Genomic DNA, 18,763 nt, shown 5'->3' on the forward strand with positions numbered 1-18,763 from the left:
CGCTACTCGCCGACCTTGTCCGACAATGCGGTCAGACGGTCGAGCTCGTCGGCGGTCAGCGACAACGTCGAGGCGTCCGTCAGGGACGCGAGCTGTTCGAGACGGCTCGCGCTGGCGATGGGTGCCACGATGCCGTTGCGGGAGAGCAGCCACGCCAGTGCCACGGTGGGGATCGCGGAGCCGTGAGCGTCCGCGATGTCGGCGAGCGCACCGACGACCTCGAGGCCGGCGTCACTGAAGTAGCCGGACGTCATCGCTGCACGGGGTGTGCCCTCGATGTCCTCGCGCGTGCGGTACTTGCCCGTCAGGAAGCCCGACGCGAGCGCGAAGTACGGGCAGACGCCCAACTGATTCTTCTCGGCGACCTCCATCAGCTCCGGCTCGTAGCTGCGGCGATGCACCAGGTTGTAGTGCGGCTGCAGCGCCACGGGTGCGCCGAACCCCTCGCGCTGTGCGATGTCGATCCACTGCCGCGCGCGCTCCGCCGTGTAGTTGGAGACACCGACGTACCGCACCTTGCCGGCCTTCACGAGTGCGTCGAAGGCGGCCACCGTCTCCTCGAGCGGGGTGTCCGCGTCATCGAAGTGTGCGTAGTAGAGGTCGATGCGATCGGTCTGCAGGCGCTGCAACGACGCGTCGGCCGCGGCAGCGACCGTGCCCGCGGCCAGACCCTTGAACTGCGGGTGCTGGCTCACCTTGGTGGCCAGGACGACGTCGTCGCGCCGGCCCGTCGAGGTGAACCAGTTCCCGATCACCGTCTCCGACTCGCCGCCCGAGTTGCCGGGGGCGAAGGCGGAGTACGAGTCCGCGGTGTCGATCAGCGAACCACCGGCTCCGAGGAAGGCCTCGATGATGCGGTGCGAGTCCGGCTCGTCGCTCGTCCATCCGAAGGTGTTGGCACCGAGTGCGAGCGGGAAGACGTCCAGGTCCGAGGTTCCGATACGAGTCATGTTCGGTGCAACACCTGTGAGCCGTCGCTATTTCCGCCCGGCACCGGGTGAGAAGCGTCCGTCAGGACAGCGCCGCCGTGCTGACGCCGATGCCGCCCGTGGTGTCGGCGCCGTAACGAGCGATCTCCGCGTCGAGGTCCAGCGGAGCGATGCTGGAACGACCGTGGAGGACGGCGTCGTCGATGCGGTCCGCGGGAACGAGCCAGGCGATCTCGAACTCGATGCCGTCGGGATCCTGGCCGTAGAGACTCTTGGACGTCGAGTGATCGGATGCGCCGACCAGCGCGCCCGCGGTGGCCAGCTTCTCCCGCAGGTCGACGAGATCGGACAGCGTCTGCACCTCCCAGGCCAGGTGGTAGAGCCCGACGGTGCTGCGGCCGGCCGGGGACGCGCCCGCTCCGTCGCCAACGGAGAACAGGCCGAGGTCGTGGTCGTTCGTGCTGTCCGGCGCCTGCACGAACACGGCGCGATCGCCCATGGACATGACGACGCGGAAACCGAGCACGTCCGAGTAGAAGCGTGCGCTGCGCTGGGCGTCGCGCACGTAGAGCACGGCGTGGTTCAGGCGGGAGATGGCCATGAGAGGTCCCTTCGGATCGAGGCGTTGTCGCTAGCTTGAAGCTTCAAGTTGAACTGTACCCCGATTGTTCCCGCAGCCGCGAGGACACAGCCTGCGTGAACCGAACACCCGCTCCTGCGTGCGGGAGATCGTGTGGGCTCACCAGTACCTGTGTGCACACACCTCGCAGCGTCCGTCAGTGATGGCGGTGGTCGGTGACCACGGTGCGCGGACCGAACTTCGGGCGCAGGGCCGTTCCGCTGACCTCGAGCAGACGTACCGCGCGATAGCGGTGCGGCCGGATCGGCGCCAGGTACTCGAGCATCTCGTCGTCCGTCATCGGTGCCCCCGTCAACGTCCATCCGATCACCGACGCCAGGTGGTAGTCGCCGACGGACAGAGCGTCCGCATCTCCCAGCGCCCGTTGCATCACCTCGGCCGCGGTCCACACGCCGATTCCGGGAACGTGGCGCAACCGGCGCTCGGCATCCTCCCTCGTCATGGACACGATCGGTTCGAGCTTGTCGGCCAGGGCGGCGCTCCGCACGATCGTCTTGGAGCGCTTCGGATCCACGTTCGCCCGGTGGAACTCCCAGGACGGCACCCGCCGCCAGACCTCGGCGGGCGGCGGTACCCGCATCCCCGCGGGCGCCGGTCCCGGTGCCGGCTCGCCGAACTTCGAGAGCAGGTGGCGCCATGCCGCGAAGGCAGCGACCCCGTGCACCTTCTGCTCCAGAACGGCCGGGACCAGCGCCTCCATGACCTGCCCGGTGCGGCCGATACGCAGGTGGGGAAATCGACGATGCGCCTCCGCGAGGATGCGATGCTCGGGCGCGAATCCGTCGGCGTCGTCCTCCATGCCCACGAGCCCCGGAAGAGAGTCGAGGAACTCCGCGGAGCCGGCGCCCCAGGCCTCGCAGGTCACCTCGAACCGGTCCACCTGGCGCAGGCGATACGTCACCGGCCCCGTGCGAAACCGTGAGGTGCGCCAGATGGATCCGTCGGCCTCCACCCGATGGGCGGGATCGCCCGCTCCGCGGCGGTGTGGCGACAACGAATACCGCAGGGCGAGCGGGCGATCCGAGGTGAGCGTGATCTCCACCGCACCGCCGCGGGAAGTGTGTCCGGGATCGAGCACGGGAAACGAGCTAGCCGACACGGACGAGGGTGCGACCGATGGTGGCCCCGTCGCGCAGGGAGTCGAGCACTCCCGCCACCTCGTCGAGAGTCACCTCGGTGGTGACCTCGGCGAGCCGACTCGGGCGCAGGGAACCGGCCAGGTCGTTCCACAGGGTGCGTCGGGCCTCGATCGGCAACTGCACCGAGTCGATGCCCAGCAGGGCCACTCCCCGGAGAATGAAGGGCAACACCGTGGTCGAGAGCCCGGCTCCCCCGGTGAGCCCGCTGGCGGCGACCGCGCCGCCGTACCTCATGGTGCTGAGTACGTGCGCGAGGGTCTTGCCGCCGACACAGTCGACCGCGGCGGCCCACTGCGCCTTCCCGAGGGGACGCGGCGCCGCGTCGGGGTCCTCGGGGAGGCGGCCGATGATCGAGGACGCGCCGAGTATGGTCAGCAGGTCGTGTGCCGACTCCTTGCCGGTGGAGGCGACCACCTCGAACCCGGCCTGCGACAACAGGTCCACGCTGACACTGCCGACCCCACCGCTCGCTCCGGTGACCAGTACCGGACCGTCGGACGGGGTGAGGCCACGCGCCAGCAGGGCCTGCACGCTGAGTGCGGCGGTGAAGCCCGCGGTGCCGATGGTGGCGGCGTCGGCCGTCGACAGTCCGTCCGCGAGCGGCACGACCCACTCGGCCGGAGTACGCGCGTACTCGGCGTAGCCGCCGTGACGTCCGGTGCCGATCTCGTAGCCGTGTGCCACGACGCGGTCACCGACCGACACCCCGTCGGACGTCGAGGAGACCACCACACCGGCGAGGTCGATGCCGGGGACGATGGGGTACTCCCGCACCACTCCGCCCTTCGGGGTGACGGCCAGGGCGTCCTTGTAGTTGGCGCCCGAGTACTCGACGCGGACGACCACCTCGCCCTCCGGCAGGAACGACAGGTCGACCGTCTCGGACGTCAGATCCACACCGTCGTCGGTCTGCCGGGCGACCAGGGCGCGGAAGTTCTCCGGGATCTCGGTGGCGGATCGATCGTCGGTCGGCGAGGTCACGTGGCGTCTCCCTGTGTCGGTCCAGATCGCGGTCTGGGCTGATGGTTCACGTTCGAGAGTAGGCCGAGCCGTGGACAGGGTGTGCGCTCGGCGCGGGACCGCGGAATTGTCGGTCCTCGGCCGTACTGTCTCGAGGGTGATCATCGTGAGTACCGACGGTTCGTGCCTGAAGAACCCCGGCGGGGCCATCGGCTGGGCCTGGGTCGACCACACCGGCCCGTCCGCCTCCGGCGGAGAAGCGTCCGGCACGAATCAGATCGCCGAGCTCAGGGCGTTGTACGAGGCCGTGGCCGCGCATCCGGGTCCGGAGCCGATGCTCATCGAGTCGGACAGTCAGTACGCCATCAAGTGTGCGTCGGAGTGGCTCGCCGGATGGAAGCGCAAGGGCTGGCGCACGTCCACGGGTGGGCCGGTGCGCAATCTGGAACTGGTACGCGCGATCGACCGTGCCATCACCGAGCGCGAGGGTCCGGTGCGGTTCCGCTGGGTCCGCGGACACGTGGGCAACCAGTTCAACGAGATGGCGGACGAGCTGGCAGGAATCGCTGCGCGGGCGATCCGAGACGGTTCGCTGACGCCGTGCGAGCCGGTGGGCGCACAGGAACCCGTCACGCTCTTCTAGAGCAGAGGCTCATTCCTGGCGAGCGGTCTGCTTGTCGTCCTTGTCGCCGGCGGTCACGTCGCGCGGACTCGGGGCGGGCAGATCCTTGCCCTCGTCCACGGCGGCTTCACTCCGATCGAGGGTCGGCGCCGGCTCGGCCTCGGCATGGTTGTCGAACTCGCGCACGGCCTCGTCGCGCTCGTCCGGACTCTGTGCAGTGTCCGCACCCGTGCCCTTGGACTCCTCGCGCGGGTCGATGGATGCGGTGTCGACGGGCTCGTTCACGGAATCACTCATGAGCACCGGTGTGCCCGATCGACCGCGCGGTCAACCCTTCCGCACCTGTCACGGCGTCGGAGCGGGCGTCAGGGTCACCGAGAACTGGTTCTCCAGATTGTCGGTGAACTGCTGCTGGCACTGCTCGACCCGTGTCGCGTCGCCACCGGCGTCGCTGAGGCAGGTCGCGAGGTCGCCGACTCCCACCTCGTTGAACACCCATACGGTCAGGGCGATGAACACCGCGCCACCGATGATGCCGAGGACACCCAGCACCAGCCCCGTCGTGGCGACGCCGCCGTTCGTGGCTTCGCGGCGCTTGACTCGGCCGCGGCCGAGCACGCCGAGCACCACGGCGATGATGCCCAGGAAGATGCCGAATCCGAAGGTCCAGAAGGCCAGGATCGACAGGATGCCGAGAATCAGCGCCGCGATTCCCACGCCGTTCTTCGGGCTGACCGGGGGCTGGCCGTAGCCGCCGTCGTAGCCGCCGGGTGGTGGGTACTGCCCGCCGGAACCGGGCTGCTGACCGTACTGAGGCTGCTGGCCGTACGGCGGTTGCCCGCCGTACTCGGGCTGCTGGCCGTACTCGGGCGTGGGACCGCTCACTGGTCTCTCCTGACGGGCGACTCGGCTGGTGTCTCGCACTGTAGCGCCGGACGGCACCTTCGGCGTGGGTGCGTGATCGCACCGTTACCGCAGGTGTCCGGTGGGGTATCTCAGCAGGATGAGTACGTGGACCGTCAGCGACGGCACAGTCCTGCACTACACCGATCAGGGAACGGGGCGGCCGCTCGTGATGCTGCACGGGTGGGGATTCAGCGGCCGATTCTTCGACGGCAGTGTCGATCGACTCGCCGAGCACGCCCGAGTGATCACCGTCGACATGCGCGCACACGGTGATTCGGAGGACCCGGGCCACGGTTACCGGGTGTCGAGGTTGGCCAAGGACCTCCGCGATCTGCTCGTGGGCCTGGAGCTGACGGACGTCACCGTTCTGGGGTGGTCGCTGGGCTGTCCGGTGATCTGGAGTTACCAGGAACTGTTCGGCAACGACCTGTTGGCGCAGGCGATCTACGTCGCGCAGACTCCGCGGCAGTACCGGACGCCCGAGTGGACTCTGGCGCACACCAGCATCTTCGACGACGCGTCGCTGGCCGCGGTGCAGGGCCGTGTGACGTACGACCGCGAGAACTTCGACCGCGAACAGCTCGACGAGATCACCGCCACCGACCTCCCCGCCGAGCGTGTCGAGGTCCTCCTCGCGGAGATGACGAAGATGCCCTCGGACGCGCGCAACGCGGTGATGGCGGACCACACCCATCACGACTGGCGCGATCTGCTGCCGACACTCGATCTGCCGTCGCTGGTCATGGTGGGCAAGCACGACAAGGCGTTCCCGTGGGAAGCGGCACAGTACGTGGGTGACACGATTCCCGGCGCGCGCACCGTCGTGTTCGAGAACAGCAGTCACGCACTGTTTCTCGACGAGCCGCGCAAGTTCGAGGACGAGGTGCTCGGCTTTCTCGCCGAGCACTCGTGACCTCGATGGTTTGCGGACAGCAGTTCGCGGACACCCGGCAGGCATGAGCCAAGACCTGTACACCGCCACTGTCACCGCCACCGACGGATCGATCTCCTCGAGCGACGACGTGCTCTCCCTCGATGTCCACGAGCCCTCCGACCTCGGCGGTCCGGGTGGGGCCACCAACCCCGAGCAGCTGATGGCCGCTGCACTGAGCTCCTGCCTGCTCGAATCGCTGCGCATCGCCGTCGGTACCGCGGGGGGATCCCTCGACGGCGCGTCGGTGGAGGGACAGGTGACGCTGTCCTCCGCCGACGGTGCGGGCTACGACGCGACCTACCGCCTCGGCGTGACACTGCCGGGCGTCGACAACCCGGGCGACGTGCTGGAGCAGGCCCGCTCGATCTGCCCGTTCCTCAAGACCGTCACCGGCGTGGACGTGACGCTGAGCGAGTGAGCGCCGCCGGCTGACCGTTCCCGCGGGTGTTCCGCCTCGCCGTAGTGGTTGCAGCCGCTGCGGGAGCATGGAATGCCTGCGGGAACCACTCTCGGCCCCCGCCATGTCCGCCTCCAGCGAACGCCCTCATCTGCGGGAACACCGGGGCCCACCGCCAAGTTGAGCTGATCACGCTGAACTTTGGAGGACCCCATGAGCGAATCGACTCGCCTGCCCGTTCTGTTCCTGACCGACCCCGTCGTCCTGCCCGGCATGGTCGTGCCGGTCGAACTTGACGACGCTGCCCGCGCTGCGGTCGACGCCGCGCGGACCAGCGCCGACGGCACTCTGCTGATCGCCCCACGACTGGACGACCGCTACCCCGCCTACGGCGTCGTGGCGACGATCGTGCAGGTCGGCCGTCTCGCGACCGGTGAGCCGGCTGCGGTGCTGAAGGCGGAGAAGCGTGCGCACATCGGGTCCGGCGTGAGCGGCCCCGGCGCGGCCCTCTGGGTGGAGGCCGAGCCGGTGTCCGAGCCGGAGCCGACGGACGCCGTACGGACTCTCGCCGCGGAGTACAAGAAGCTCGTTTTGGCCATGTTGCAGCGCCGCGAGGCATGGCAGGTCATCGACTCGGTGAACAAGCTCTCGGACCCGTCCGCGCTGGCCGACACCGCCGGCTACGCGTCGTGGCTCACCGATGTCCAGAAGCGACAGTTGCTCGAGACCCCGGACGTGGCAGCACGATTGACGGTGCTGACCGAGTGGACCACCGACCACCTCGCCGAGGTAGAGGTGACGGACAAGATCGCCGGCGACGTCCGCGACGGCATGGAGAAGACGCAGAAGGAATTCCTGCTGCGCCAGCAACTCGCCGCCATCCGCAAGGAGCTGGGCGAGGGCGAGCCCGACGGTGCCGACGACTACCGCGGACGCGTCGAATCCGCAGACCTGCCCGACTCGGTTCGTGAGGCGGCGCTGCGCGAGGTGGGCCGGCTGGAGCGCTCGAGCGATCAGAGTCCCGAGAGTGGTTGGATCCGAACGTGGTTGGACACGGTCCTGGAACTGCCGTGGACGGTGACGACCGACGACAGCACGGACATCGTGGCAGCGCGCGCCGTTCTCGATGCCGACCACCACGGACTCGACGACGTGAAGGACCGCATCACCGAGTACCTGGCCGTCCGGTCGAGGCGCGCTTCACGCGGTCTGACGGTGGTGGGCGGACGTGGATCCGGTGCCGTCATGGTGCTGGCCGGTCCTCCCGGCGTCGGCAAGACCTCGCTGGGTGAGTCGGTGGCGAAGGCTTTGGGCCGCAAGTTCGTTCGCGTCGCCCTCGGTGGCGTGCGCGACGAGGCCGAGATTCGCGGACACCGGCGTACGTACGTCGGAGCTTTGCCGGGCCGGATCGTGCGTGCGATCGCCGAGGCAGGCTCGATGAATCCCGTCGTCCTGCTGGACGAGATCGACAAGATCGGGTCGGACTTCCGCGGTGACCCCGCGGCGGCGCTGCTCGAGGTGCTCGATCCGGCTCAGAACCACACGTTCCGGGACCATTACCTGGACCTCGATCTCGACCTGTCGGACGTGGTGTTCCTGGCGACCGCCAACGTGATCGACCAGATTCCGACAGCGCTGCTGGACCGTATGGAACTGGTGACCATCGACGGCTACACCGAGGACGACAAGGTCGTCATCGCACGGAACCACCTGCTTCCGCGGCAGGTCGACCGTGCTGCACTGACCGATGCCGAGGTGACCGTCACGGACGCTGCACTCCGCACGATCGCCGCCGACTACACCCGTGAGCCCGGTGTCCGTCAGTTCGAGCGACTGCTGGCGAAGGCGTTGCGCAAGGTGGCGACCGTGCTGGCGCAGGACGAGCGGCCCATCACGGTGGACGAGCCCGATCTGGTCACCTACCTCGGACGGCCCCGCTTCACCCCCGAGGCACACGAACGCACCGAGGTCCCCGGTGTCGCGACGGGCCTGGCCGTGACCGGTCTGGGCGGCGACGTCCTGTTCATCGAGGCGAGCTCGACGGGTGACACCGCCGGTCTCACTCTCACCGGTCAGCTCGGCGACGTCATGAAGGAGTCGGCGCAGATCGCGCTCTCCTACGTGCGGTCGCACGCGGCGGAACTCGGGGTGGACCCCACGGCGCTGGACAAGGCGATCCACATCCACGTGCCGGCCGGCGCCGTACCGAAGGACGGCCCGTCCGCGGGCGTCACGATGGTCACCGCGCTGGTGTCGATGGCGACGGGGCGACCCGTGCGGTCCGACGTCGGGATGACGGGCGAGGTCTCGCTGAACGGTCGGGTACTCCCGATCGGTGGGGTGAAGCAGAAGTTGCTCGCCGCTCAGCGCGCCGGACTCACCACCGTGTTCGTTCCCGCGCGGAACGAGCCCGATCTCGACGACGTGCCGGCCGAGGTACGGGCTGCCGTCGACGTCCGGCCCATGTCGGACGTCGCCGATATCGTCGCCCAAGCCCTCGAACCTGCGCGGGAGCAGGTCGCCGCGGCCTGACCACGGAATGAGCGGGGCAGCGCGGGGGTTGCCCTCAGTGCAGGTGAACGGGCCGCGCCGTGGGTGTGCAGAGATCGTGACGAGTAACAGGAGGTTCCACATGAGTATGGAAATGACCGCGTGGAACCAGATGTACCGATCGATGCACACCAACGGCGACGATCATCGGCCGTTCTCCCGGGTGACCGTGCGGCGGATCATGGTGTTCGCGCGACCCCTGCGCTCCCTGCTCGTCGGGTTCCTGATCCTCAGCGTCGTCGCGGCGGTCCTGGCCGTCGCGACGCCCGTGCTGGCCGGCCGTGTCGTGGACGCGATCGTGCAGGGCAGCGCGTACGGGACGGTCCTCGTGCTGGCCGTCATCATCGCGGTCGTGGCGTTGCTCGATGCGGGTACGGGGCTGGTGAACCGGTGGCTCTCGGCGCGGATCGGCGAGAACCTCATCCTCGACCTCCGTACTCGCGTGTTCGACCACGTGCAGAAGATGCCCATCGCCTTCTTCACGCGCACGCGCACCGGTGCCCTGGTCTCGCGGCTGAACAACGACGTCATCGGGGCGCAGCGCGCCTTCAGCGGCACGCTGTCGGGTGTCGTCAGCAACCTCGTGACGTTGCTGCTCACCCTCGTCGTCATGCTCGGGATCTCCTGGCAGATCACCCTGCTGGCACTGTTGCTGTTGCCGATCTTCGTGCTCCCGGCCCGCAGGATGGGCACTCGGCTCGCCCGTCTGCAGCGTGAGGCCGCCGCGCACAACGCGGCCATGTCGACGCAGATGACGGAGCGTTTCTCCGCTCCCGGCGCGACACTGATCAAGCTGTTCGGACGCCCGGACCACGAGTCGGCCGAGTTCGCGCTGCGGGCGGGCCGCGTCCGCGACATCGGCGTGCGGTCGGCCATGGTCCAGACCGTCTTCGTGACGGCGCTGACCCTCGTGTCCGCGCTGGCACTCGCGCTCGTCTACGGCCTCGGTGGCTTCTACGCGCTGCGGGGGCAGCTCGACGCAGGGTCGGTCGTGACTCTCGCGCTGCTTCTGACCAGGCTGTACGCACCGCTCACCGCACTGGCGAGCGCCCGCGTCGACATCATGAGCGCCGTGGTGAGCTTCGAGCGGGTCTTCGAGATCCTCGACCTCGATCCGCTCATCACCGACAAGCCCGACGCCCGGGCGGTTCCGGAGGGCCCGGTCACCGTCGAGTTCGACGACGTCCGCTTCGCCTATCCGTCGGCCGACAAGGTGTCACTGGCGTCTCTGGAGGACGTGTCCGTCCTGGATGCGCGTGGCGGCGAGGAAGTGCTCCACGGAGTGTCCTTCCGCGCCGAGCCCGGACACATGGTGGCCCTGGTCGGCTCGTCCGGTGCAGGAAAGTCGACCATCGCGCAGCTCGTCTCGCGGCTGTACGACGTGGATTCCGGTGCCGTGCGCATCGGCGACGTCGACGTGCGGGATCTGACGGCCGAATCGATCCGGCGCACCGTCGGCATGGTGACGCAGGACGGCCACCTGTTCCATGAGACGTTGCGGTCCAATCTCACCCTGGCGCACCCGGATGCGACGGAGGAGGAGATCTGGTCCGCGCTGCGGCGTGCGCGTCTCGAGGAGCTGGTGCTGTCGCTGCCGGACGGCCTGGACACCGTGGTCGGCGAGCGCGGCTATCGCTTCTCCGGTGGTGAGCGTCAACGCGTCACCATCGCCCGCCTGCTGCTGGCGCGTCCCACCGTCGTCGTGTTGGACGAGGCCACCGCGTCACTGGACTCCACGTCCGAGGCCGCGGTGCAGGAGGCACTCGCCGAGGCACTGGAGGGACGGACGTCCATCGTCATCGCGCACCGGCTCTCCACCATCCGGGCGGCCGATCTCATCCTGGTCATCGAGAACGGCCGCGTCGTCGAGCGCGGTACGCACACCGAACTGCTGGCGAACTCGGGTCGTTACTCCGAGCTCTACCGCACGCAGTTCGACGAACCGGTCCGCGCCTGACCCTCCGCGATCAGCAGGTGCTGGGTGCAGGCAGGCCGGCGAAGCGATCGTTCAGCCACTGCAGTGCGGACGGCAGCCCGAGCAACGCGCCACTGAGGTGGTCGGGTGTCGGGGTGAGCAGCGTCTGCACTCGCGCGCCGGCGCTGCAGTACCGGGCGGTTGTGCTGTCGATGGCTTCGACGGGGATGAGCCCGTCGGTCGGGCTGTGCCACTCGAAGATCGGTGCGCGCGGAACGCCGGGGTAGAGCTCGACACTGTTCTCTTCCACGACAGCACGGCCCTGCGGATCTGCGAACACCGACTTGTTCGCGGTGATCTCCGCGGCGCTGTGGTTGGCGCCCACGGCCAGGATGTCGTTGGTGCAGGAGTCGGCGATCTGATTCATCATCGACGTGCCCTGGGGAGTCAGGTTCTGCGACACGGGCATCCGGTCCGGGTACTCGCGACCGAGACCGATCGCCGCGGCCAGTGCCAGCCCGAACACGGGGTGCGGTGTGTTCTCGCCGAGCATGTAGGCCATCTTCAACAGGTTCATCGGAACGCCACCCTGGGCGCTGCCCACGATGTTCAACTCGGGTGCGTACGAGGGTGCCAACGCGGCTGCCCAGGCGGTGGCCATGCCGCCGCCGGAGTAGCCGCCCATGCCGACGGGGCTGTTGCGCAGCTGCAGCGGATCGAAGTTCTTGGCAGCGCGGATGCCGTCCAGCGTGATCTGACCGCCCAGCTTGGCGGCACCGTAGGCACTGTTGGGGCCGAGGTGGTCCGGCATCGAGACCGACCAGCCGCGGGTGAACACCGCGTTCAAGGCGGCGGCGTCGCGGATGACGACGTTCGGGTCGGTCGACCACAACGCCTGCGAGGGCGCGCACTTCAGGCCGAGAGCATTGACGATCTGCTGGTAGGAGAGCAGCGGGCCGTCGGGCGCCTTCCCCAGTGGGACGAAGACGGTGGTGACACCGACGATGGGGTTGCCCTCGCTGCCGGTGCTGCGGAACGCCAGTTGCCACGTCGACACGCCGATGAAGTTGGGCGGGTTGGGCATCGGACGGCTGGCGAGGACCGTGCCCGGTGCGAGCCCGGAGATGTCGCCCGGCGCGGTGTAGAACGGGTCGGCACTGGGGGTCGGGTACTGGGCGTCTGCGGCTGCGGTCCCTGGAAGGGCGGCAGCGACGACCGCTGCGGTGACCGCGGCGAGCACGAGGCGACGAATGGATCTCACTGGAACACTCCTACGAACCGACTGTGCGGTTATCGAACGACAGCCACATTGAACACTGCCCGAGGGATCGGTTCCACTCGGGAAACGGCGCCCCGGCCCCGTGATCGAACCGTAAGCAAGCGACACGACGGCGACAACCGTATTCGGTGGTTCTTGTGTAAGGTCCAAACTTTGCCCACTCGAGTGGGAGCGCTCAGTCCTCGCGGTGAACGTCCTCGACGGTCTTGTCCTCACGCAGGCCCCGCCAGCTCGGATGGCGCAACGAGCCGCCGTCCGTCCACTCGAAGAACCGCACCTCGCCGACGACGGTGGGGGCCACCCACGTCGCATCGCGGCGGTCGGCGGTGGGGAGAGGTTCGTCGAACGGTGACTCGTCGACGACGGCCGGACGCAAAAGCGTCAACAGGTCCGCACGCTGTCGCTCGGTGAATCCGGTGCCGACGCGCCCGACGTAGTGCAGTCCGTTCTTCGACGGGATGCCGAGCAGGAGCGACCCGATGCTCCCGGTGCGGGAACCCTTGCCGGCGCGCCATCCGCCGATGACCACCTCCTGCGTCCGCCAGTTCTTCACCTTGATCCACGAGGTGCTGCGTCGGCCCACCTCGTAGGTCGAGTCCCTCCGCTTCGCGACGATGCCCTCCCACCCGCGGCGTTCGCTCTCGGACAGTGCTCCCGCCGCTGTGCCGGGCAGGAGCGGCGAGACGGTCGCCGTCTCGAGGCCGGTCAGGAGCAGCTCGAGGATCTTGCGCCGGTCGGTGAACTTCTTGCCCGTCAGATCCGTGCCGTCGAGGTGGAGGATGTCGAAGCAGATGAACTGCACGTCGTCGGGATGCGCGTCCTGCAGTGCCTGGAAGCTGGTGACTCCGTCCGCGCGGTAGACCACGGCCTCACCGTCCAGTACGACCGCATGGTCGGACAGATCCGCGGCGAGCGCCGTGATCCCCGCGTAGCGGCGCGTGAGGTCCTGTCCGGTCCGACTCTCGAGCACGACGTCCCCGTGGTCGAGGGTCGCGACGATGCGGACGCCGTCCCACTTCCCCTCGAACGACCACTCGTCGGCTTCGAGTCCGGACAGCGTTCCGGCGGACGCCAGCATCGGCCGCAGGTGCTGGGGCAATTCCGAGCGTGTCGGCTGGGGGCGCGATGTCATCCGGTGCACGAGCCACTGGTCCCGATCGGTCCGGATCAGTGCGTACCGGCCCGCGACGCGCTCACCCTCGAGTTCGACGATGACCTCGTCGTCCCGCCACTTCTCGGTGATGAAGGTGCCGTGATCCCAGACGCTGACCTCGCCGCCGCCGTACTCGCCCTGCGGGATGGTCCCCTCGAAGGATGCGTAGTCCATCGGATGGTCCTCGGTGTGCACGGCGAGATGGTTCTTCTTCTCGTCCGTCGGCAGATTCTTCGGGACCGCCCACGAGACCAGCACGCCGTCGCGCTCGAGTCGGAAGTCGTAGTGGAGTCGACGTGCGTGGTGTTCCTGGATGACGAAGATCGGGTCCGCGGATTCCCGAGTCGTCGATGTCGTCGGGACGGGTTCCGTTGTGCGCGAGGCAGTCCGCTTGCCGCGGTACGGACCGAGGCTGTCGGTGATCGTCGACGCCTCCGGCTCCGGATCGAGGCCGGCGAGCAGATCGCCGTCCCGGTGGAAGCGAGCGAGCACCTCCTCGAAGCTCAGTTGGGCGAGACCGCCGCCGGAGAGCTCGTCCCACGTCCGCGGAGCCGCGACGGTCGGGCGGTCGCGTCCGCGCAGCGAGTACGGCGCGATGGTGGTCTTCTTGCCGTTGTTCTGACTCCAGTCCAGGAAGATCTTCCCGGGCCGCAGAGCCTTCGACATCGACGCGGTGACCAGATCGGGCATCTTCTCCTCGAGAAGCGTCGCAACGCGTTTCGCGACGGTCGAGGCACCGGACGACGAGACCGGCTTCTCCAGCGGGACGTACAGGTGTATGCCTTTGCTACCACTGGTGAGGGGGTGGGCGGTGAGCCCGATGTCGGTGATCATCGCCCGTACCTCACAGGCCACGGTCGCGCAGGTGTCGAGGTCGACGCCCTCGCCCGGATCGAGATCGAAGACGATGCGGGTGGCTTTGCCCTGCTCGTCGCCGTCGAAAGTCCATTGCGGCACATGGGCTTCCAGCGCAGCCTGCTGTCCCAGCCACGCGAGATCGGCGGCGGTGTGGAAGACGGGGTAGACCACGACGCGGTCGGAGTGGTGCAGACGTCGTCGATCGAGCCAGTCCGGAGCCGACGCGGCGAGGTTCTTCTCGAAGAACGAGCCTGCCTGGACCCCGTTCGGCCATCGCTTCCGCGTGACCGGGCGTCCGAGAAGGTGGGGGAGCATCGCGGGCGCGATGTCGACGTAGTAGTCGATCACCTCGCCCTTGGTGGTGCCCGTCTCCGGCCACAGCACCTTGTCGACGTTGGTCAGGGCGATCTGTCGCCCCGCGACCTCCAGCGATGCCATGGGTTCAGGATAGATTGCGTGCTTCGCGAGCTGGGTATGTTCGAGAGCGGTGCCACGCTCGGTGGCAGGACCCGCGCGCGGGACCGACGAGGCAGGAAGCGAGGGCCGCGTGGCCGGAGTGAACGTGACGGTGGATTCGACGATGACACCGGACGAGGCGTGGGCCAGGGCGTCCGATCTGTCCAGCTTCCAGGAGTGGATGACCATCTTCGGTGGATGGCGCAGTCCCGTGCCGGACACGTTGAAGGAAGGCGTCACCATCGATTCGCTGATCAAGGTCAAGGGTTTCCGCAACGTGATCACCTGGACGATCACCGAGTACGACAAGCCCTACGAGATCGCGCTGCTCGGCAAAGGCAAGGGCGGCATCAAGATCGATCTGAAGATGTCCGTCGCGCCGAAGGGCGCCGGATCGGAGTTCACCCTCGACGCGAACTTCCGCGGCGGGTTGCTGTCCGGCCCGATCGGCGGGGTCGTCGCGAAGGTGCTGGAGTCGGACGTGCGCACGAGTGTGACCAACCTGGCGAAGCTGGGGTAGTCACGCCACGGGTGTGGTCCCCGCCCTACCGGTGTCCGTCCGGCGCAGCCACCACAGCGCCGCGATCGGCAGGATCACCGGGATGAACAGGTAGCCCGATCCGAAGTGCGACCACACCGTGGGCTCCGGGAACTCCTGCGGCACGGCGTAACTGGCGATCGAGACGGCGAGCACACCGACTATCTCGACGACGCACGAGATGGTCGCGATGCGGCGCGACACCACGGAGGCTCGTGCAAGACACACGGTGCCGACGATGTAGACCAGGGCGGCGAACGCGGACAGCAGGTACGCGACCGGTGCGTCGTCGAACCGGGTCCCGATCTGCACCGCCGAGCGCGACGCGGCGGCGACGGAGAACAGGGCGTAGAGGGCGATGAGGACGCGCCCGATGCCGGACCGGGTGGCCGTCTGCAGGTCAGTGCGTGCGGTGTCAGGCATGGCCGGCCCAGATCTGGTTCAGACGCAGCACCATCACCGCGAGGGTGAGGGTGACGACGATCAGGACGGCGGTGCCGCCGCGACTGCGGTCCCCGAGAGACCACCACACACCGATGGGCAGCAGCAGTGCGAGACCGATGAGGTACGCGCCGAAGGTGACGGTGTGCACATCGCGGTCGGTGGTGGCCAGGGCGACGAAACCGACCACGGCCTGCGCGAGCACGAGCAGCTCGATGCCGACGAGAAACCGGAAGAACACGCGGTCTCCGCGGTTCGCGAGGAGCAGCGCCTGATTGCGGATCAGCTTCACCAGTGCCCAGACCGCGGCGACGAGTGGCAGCACGTAGAGGGCGACCGTGATGGGTGTGAGCATGGTGAGCCCAGTTTATCCCCGTCCGATTCGTCCCTCGGCAGGTGAGGTTGCGGCCCCCGGACGGTCGGACCAGTCGTGTCCGAAGCGCGCGACGCAGTGCCAGAGCTGTTTGACGTGCTGATCGTCGTGCTCACCGGTGTTCGCGGCCTGACCGACGATGCACGCGGTGAGACGCCCGTCTCTCGCCACCGACCGTGCGAGGTCGGCGATGTGTGGTCCGCGGTAGTCGGCGCAGTGATCGAACCGACTCGATGTCAGCTCGAACCCGTGGTGCCACCGCACCGGAACGGGTGCCCGGCATGCGATCGCGTCCAGCTCGGTCCCGCGGAACGACGGGTCGAGAACGAGTGCCTCGACATCGGTGTCGAGTCGTAGCGGTCCGTGGACATGGGCCTCGATGTAGTCGTCGAGCACGTCGACGTCGTGGTGGGAGAGTGCCGTCTCGACGAGTGGCATGCGCTCACCGGTGCCGAAGGCTGTCGGCTCGTGGACGGAATCGGGGTAGCAGAAGGTGGTCCGGGGCAGCACGTCTCCGCGGAGCACCAGGTGGGAGGAGCCGAAGCGCAACGATCCGCCCGCGGGCTCCAGGCGGTGATTCAGCGAGCCGTAGATCGGGCGCTCCGATGCCGGGCCGTGGTCGTACGCCCCACCGAACATGCGGGACTCCCATGCGTGGCGACGACCGCCGGGCGCAGGATCGAACCCGCCGTTGCTCGTGCCGGTGACGAATTGCGATCGGTACAGGTTCTCCTCGATCAGCACCTCGAGCAACGGTCGGCCGGCCACGAGCCGATCGGGATGGAAGTGCACGGTCACTCTCGTCGCCGGCGGCACGGGTGGGCCCGCCTCGACTCGCGACGCGACGTGCGCGAGTGCGAGGAGGCGTCGGGCACCCGAGGCGTCGACCACACTCCGACGGTAACGCGGCGGTGTGTCGCCGGGGTTACGCGAGTGAGCAGGATGAAACAGGGCGTTGTTCCGCGGGTGACCATCCGGACATCGAGCGGGCCTGTACTGGTGTCAGCGGGACGGACGTCTCCGCACCCGAGTACTCGCTCACTCATCTTCCGGAGGTTCCCGTGGCCGCGTTCGATCAGACCATCCTCGACAACATGTCCGCCTCACTCGCCGAGATCCCGCACCCGTCACTCCCCAAGGGCAGCAACATCTACGGCGGAACCAAGATCTTCCCGGACTACAAGGCGGAGGACGGCGAGTCGTACTTCACTCTCGTGCACGGCATCGCCCACGAGTCGTCGGTGAGCTTCGTCGCCGTGCTGCAGGCGACGCGCGCTCTGCGCAAGGGCTACGAGTCGGCGATGTACTTCTACGGTCCCGGTGCCATCAACTGCCTGGCGACCCGCGGCTTCCCCACCACCGGAGACTCCGGTTTCCCCGGCGAGCAGAACATCAACGACGCTCTCGCGACGTTCATCTCGGAGGGCGGCACCGTGTTCTGTTGCCGATTCGGGCTCGCGCTGCACGGCGGCCGCGAGGAAGACCTCATCGAGGGCGTCGTGCCCGCGCACCCGCTGGACGTGCAGGACGCGTTGATCCACTACGCCCGCAAGGGCGCGATCATCAACTCCACGTACATGGTCTGAGGTGAGACGGCGATGTCCGACGTTCGACTGAAGACCAGGAACCACCGGGTCGATCTGGCCCTGCTCGGCATCCGTGGGACCCCACCGGTGCGCCGCACCGCGGGTGCGGGACCGAGCGACGACGGCCACGTGAGCATCGACGGACTCGGTGCAGCGCTGCCCCGCAATCCGTCGAGCCCCTACGTCCTGGACGGCGATCGGGTGCTGTTCGACGGGGACGACATCGGACTGGACATCGCCGCCATCGCCCGGCCGGCCTTCTACGACCTCACCACCGACGACGGTGTGCCCTACGAGAAGCTCGCCAAGCTCCACGGCAAGGGGGTGCTGGCCACGACCGTGGTCCAGACCTGCGTTCGCTACGACGAGTCGCAACGGTGTCGGTTCTGCTCCATCGAGGAGTCGTTGCGCAGCGGCGCCACCGTGGCGGTGAAGAAGCCCGCCGATCTCGCCGCCGTGGCCGAGGCGGCGGTGCGACTCGACGGCATCACCCAGATGGTCATGACGACCGGGACCTCGGCGGGCCGAGATCGCGGGGCGTTGCACCTGGCACGCTGCGTCCGCGCGGTGCGCGCCGTGCTCCCCGACCTGCCGATCCAGGTGCAGTGCGAACCGCCCGGTGATCTCGCGACCCTCACCGAGTTGTACGACGCCGGCGCACGGTCCATCGGTATCCACGTCGAGTCCCTGGACGAGGACGTGCGGCGCCGCTGGATGCCGGGCAAGGCGTCGGTCTCGCTCGACGAGTACCGCGCGGCATGGGCGGAGGCGGTGCGTGTCTTCGGACGCAACCAGGTGTCGACGTATCTGCTGGTCGGGCTCGGCGAGGACCCGGACGAGGTGGTTCGCGGCGCCACCGAGCTGATCGCGATGGGGGTCTATCCCTTCGTCGTCCCGTTCCGGCCACACCCGGGGACCCTCGCGGTGGACGTCGACGGGGCCGGGGCGCCGTCCGCCGAGCTGTTGACGGACGTGAGCACTCGGGTGGCCGCGGCACTGGTGGACGCGGAGATGCTGGGGACCGACCAGAAGGCCGGGTGCGCAGCGTGTGGTGCGTGCAGCGTCCTGCAGACGATGGGTGGCTGAC

The 18,763-nt window shown here is 68.3% G+C and carries 19 protein-coding genes; 8 read left to right on the forward strand and 11 right to left on the reverse strand.

The window, feature by feature from the left end:
* Positions 1 to 2 precede the first annotated feature (2 nt).
* The 4 genes from J4E04_RS01175 to J4E04_RS01190 all read right to left on the reverse strand — a co-directional run bounded on the left by J4E04_RS01175 (position 3) and on the right by J4E04_RS01190 (position 3,689).
* On the reverse strand, positions 3 to 950 hold the full coding sequence (locus J4E04_RS01175; protein ID WP_490149727.1) for an aldo/keto reductase: 948 nt from the start codon (positions 948 to 950) through the stop codon (positions 3 to 5).
* A gap of 61 nt (positions 951 to 1,011) precedes the next feature.
* Positions 1,012 to 1,530: a VOC family protein gene (locus J4E04_RS01180; RefSeq protein WP_027506079.1), complete on the reverse strand. Its 519-nt coding sequence runs from the start codon at positions 1,528 to 1,530 to the stop codon at positions 1,012 to 1,014.
* Positions 1,531 to 1,705: 175 nt separating this feature from the next.
* Entirely contained in the window at positions 1,706 to 2,668 is a 963-nt protein-coding gene (locus J4E04_RS01185) for a DNA-3-methyladenine glycosylase family protein (protein ID WP_490149728.1), read from the reverse strand.
* Complete coding sequence (locus tag J4E04_RS01190; RefSeq protein ID WP_490149729.1) at positions 2,658 to 3,689, reverse strand: oxidoreductase; 1,032 nt, start codon at positions 3,687 to 3,689, stop codon at positions 2,658 to 2,660. The genes J4E04_RS01185 and J4E04_RS01190 overlap by 11 nt, the downstream gene beginning before the upstream one ends.
* Before the next feature lie 136 nt (positions 3,690 to 3,825).
* On the opposite strand from J4E04_RS01190, the gene J4E04_RS01195 reads away from it, so the two are divergent.
* Positions 3,826 to 4,311 (forward strand): ribonuclease H family protein, encoded by a 486-nt coding sequence (locus tag J4E04_RS01195; protein ID WP_027506082.1) that lies wholly within the window; start codon positions 3,826 to 3,828, stop codon positions 4,309 to 4,311.
* A 9-nt stretch (positions 4,312 to 4,320) separates the two neighbouring features.
* Here J4E04_RS01195 and J4E04_RS01200 read toward each other — a convergent pair whose 3' ends face one another.
* Complete coding sequence (locus J4E04_RS01200; protein WP_056695702.1) at positions 4,321 to 4,587, reverse strand: hypothetical protein; 267 nt, start codon at positions 4,585 to 4,587, stop codon at positions 4,321 to 4,323.
* Positions 4,588 to 4,635: 48 nt separating this feature from the next.
* Positions 4,636 to 5,175, reverse strand: a complete 540-nt coding sequence (locus J4E04_RS01205; protein WP_490149730.1) for a DUF4190 domain-containing protein — start codon at positions 5,173 to 5,175, stop codon at positions 4,636 to 4,638.
* A gap of 118 nt (positions 5,176 to 5,293) precedes the next feature.
* Between J4E04_RS01205 and J4E04_RS01210 the strand changes: the two genes are divergently transcribed.
* The 4 genes from J4E04_RS01210 to J4E04_RS01225 all read left to right on the forward strand — a co-directional run bounded on the left by J4E04_RS01210 (position 5,294) and on the right by J4E04_RS01225 (position 11,034).
* Positions 5,294 to 6,109, forward strand: a complete 816-nt coding sequence (locus J4E04_RS01210; RefSeq protein WP_222637908.1) for an alpha/beta fold hydrolase — start codon at positions 5,294 to 5,296, stop codon at positions 6,107 to 6,109.
* Positions 6,110 to 6,152: 43 nt separating this feature from the next.
* Positions 6,153 to 6,548 (forward strand): OsmC family protein, encoded by a 396-nt coding sequence (locus J4E04_RS01215; RefSeq protein WP_490149731.1) that lies wholly within the window; start codon positions 6,153 to 6,155, stop codon positions 6,546 to 6,548.
* 192 nt (positions 6,549 to 6,740) lie between these two features.
* Positions 6,741 to 9,059, forward strand: a complete 2,319-nt coding sequence (lon, locus tag J4E04_RS01220) for an endopeptidase La (RefSeq protein ID WP_222646397.1) — start codon at positions 6,741 to 6,743, stop codon at positions 9,057 to 9,059.
* Between the two features lie 100 nt (positions 9,060 to 9,159).
* A complete protein-coding gene (locus J4E04_RS01225) occupies positions 9,160 to 11,034 on the forward strand; it encodes an ABC transporter ATP-binding protein (protein WP_056441049.1) in 1,875 nt (624 codons plus the stop codon).
* 10 nt (positions 11,035 to 11,044) lie between these two features.
* Here J4E04_RS01225 and J4E04_RS01230 read toward each other — a convergent pair whose 3' ends face one another.
* Positions 11,045 to 12,253: a lipase family protein gene (locus J4E04_RS01230; RefSeq protein WP_490149732.1), complete on the reverse strand. Its 1,209-nt coding sequence runs from the start codon at positions 12,251 to 12,253 to the stop codon at positions 11,045 to 11,047.
* 193 nt (positions 12,254 to 12,446) lie between these two features.
* Positions 12,447 to 14,720 (reverse strand): ATP-dependent DNA ligase, encoded by a 2,274-nt coding sequence (locus tag J4E04_RS01235; RefSeq protein ID WP_490149733.1) that lies wholly within the window; start codon positions 14,718 to 14,720, stop codon positions 12,447 to 12,449.
* A gap of 109 nt (positions 14,721 to 14,829) precedes the next feature.
* Between J4E04_RS01235 and J4E04_RS01240 the strand changes: the two genes are divergently transcribed.
* A complete protein-coding gene (locus J4E04_RS01240) occupies positions 14,830 to 15,258 on the forward strand; it encodes a type II toxin-antitoxin system Rv0910 family toxin (protein ID WP_056442173.1) in 429 nt (142 codons plus the stop codon).
* Here J4E04_RS01240 and J4E04_RS01245 read toward each other — a convergent pair whose 3' ends face one another.
* The 3 genes from J4E04_RS01245 to J4E04_RS01255 are packed head-to-tail and all read right to left on the reverse strand — an operon-like array spanning position 15,259 to position 16,981.
* Positions 15,259 to 15,699 (reverse strand): hypothetical protein, encoded by a 441-nt coding sequence (locus J4E04_RS01245; RefSeq protein ID WP_222637914.1) that lies wholly within the window; start codon positions 15,697 to 15,699, stop codon positions 15,259 to 15,261.
* The gene (locus J4E04_RS01250; protein WP_027506091.1) at positions 15,692 to 16,072 is read right to left on the reverse strand and encodes a hypothetical protein; all 381 of its coding nucleotides are present in this window, start codon (positions 16,070 to 16,072) and stop codon (positions 15,692 to 15,694) included. The genes J4E04_RS01245 and J4E04_RS01250 overlap by 8 nt, the downstream gene beginning before the upstream one ends.
* 12 nt (positions 16,073 to 16,084) lie before the next feature.
* On the reverse strand, positions 16,085 to 16,981 hold the full coding sequence (locus tag J4E04_RS01255; protein ID WP_490149734.1) for a DUF3626 domain-containing protein: 897 nt from the start codon (positions 16,979 to 16,981) through the stop codon (positions 16,085 to 16,087).
* Between the two features lie 170 nt (positions 16,982 to 17,151).
* Here J4E04_RS01255 and J4E04_RS01260 point away from each other — a divergent pair, with 170 nt between their 5' ends.
* Together J4E04_RS01260 and J4E04_RS01265 are read left to right on the forward strand one after the other, a co-directional pair.
* A complete protein-coding gene (locus tag J4E04_RS01260) occupies positions 17,152 to 17,676 on the forward strand; it encodes an MSMEG_0572/Sll0783 family nitrogen starvation response protein (RefSeq protein WP_027506093.1) in 525 nt (174 codons plus the stop codon).
* Between the two features lie 12 nt (positions 17,677 to 17,688).
* Entirely contained in the window at positions 17,689 to 18,762 is a 1,074-nt protein-coding gene (locus J4E04_RS01265) for an MSMEG_0568 family radical SAM protein (protein ID WP_490149735.1), read from the forward strand.
* Position 18,763: the final 1 nt, after the last annotated feature.

The organism is Rhodococcus sp. NFXS4 (assembly GCF_058139645.1).

Coding starts and splice junctions, on each gene's coding strand:
- J4E04_RS01175 (WP_490149727.1), bottom strand. CDS start 950: ATGACTCGTATCGGAACCTCGGACCTGGACGTCTTCCCGCTCGCACTC.
- J4E04_RS01180 (WP_027506079.1), bottom strand. CDS start 1,530: ATGGCCATCTCCCGCCTGAACCACGCCGTGCTCTACGTGCGCGACGCC.
- J4E04_RS01200 (WP_056695702.1), bottom strand. CDS start 4,587: ATGAGTGATTCCGTGAACGAGCCCGTCGACACCGCATCCATCGACCCG.
- J4E04_RS01210 (WP_222637908.1), top strand. CDS start 5,294: ATGAGTACGTGGACCGTCAGCGACGGCACAGTCCTGCACTACACCGAT.
- J4E04_RS01215 (WP_490149731.1), top strand. CDS start 6,153: ATGAGCCAAGACCTGTACACCGCCACTGTCACCGCCACCGACGGATCG.
- lon (WP_222646397.1), top strand. CDS start 6,741: ATGAGCGAATCGACTCGCCTGCCCGTTCTGTTCCTGACCGACCCCGTC.
- J4E04_RS01225 (WP_056441049.1), top strand. CDS start 9,160: ATGAGTATGGAAATGACCGCGTGGAACCAGATGTACCGATCGATGCAC.
- J4E04_RS01235 (WP_490149733.1), bottom strand. CDS start 14,720: ATGGCATCGCTGGAGGTCGCGGGGCGACAGATCGCCCTGACCAACGTC.
- J4E04_RS01245 (WP_222637914.1), bottom strand. CDS start 15,699: ATGCCTGACACCGCACGCACTGACCTGCAGACGGCCACCCGGTCCGGC.
- J4E04_RS01250 (WP_027506091.1), bottom strand. CDS start 16,072: ATGCTCACACCCATCACGGTCGCCCTCTACGTGCTGCCACTCGTCGCC.
- J4E04_RS01265 (WP_490149735.1), top strand. CDS start 17,689: ATGTCCGACGTTCGACTGAAGACCAGGAACCACCGGGTCGATCTGGCC.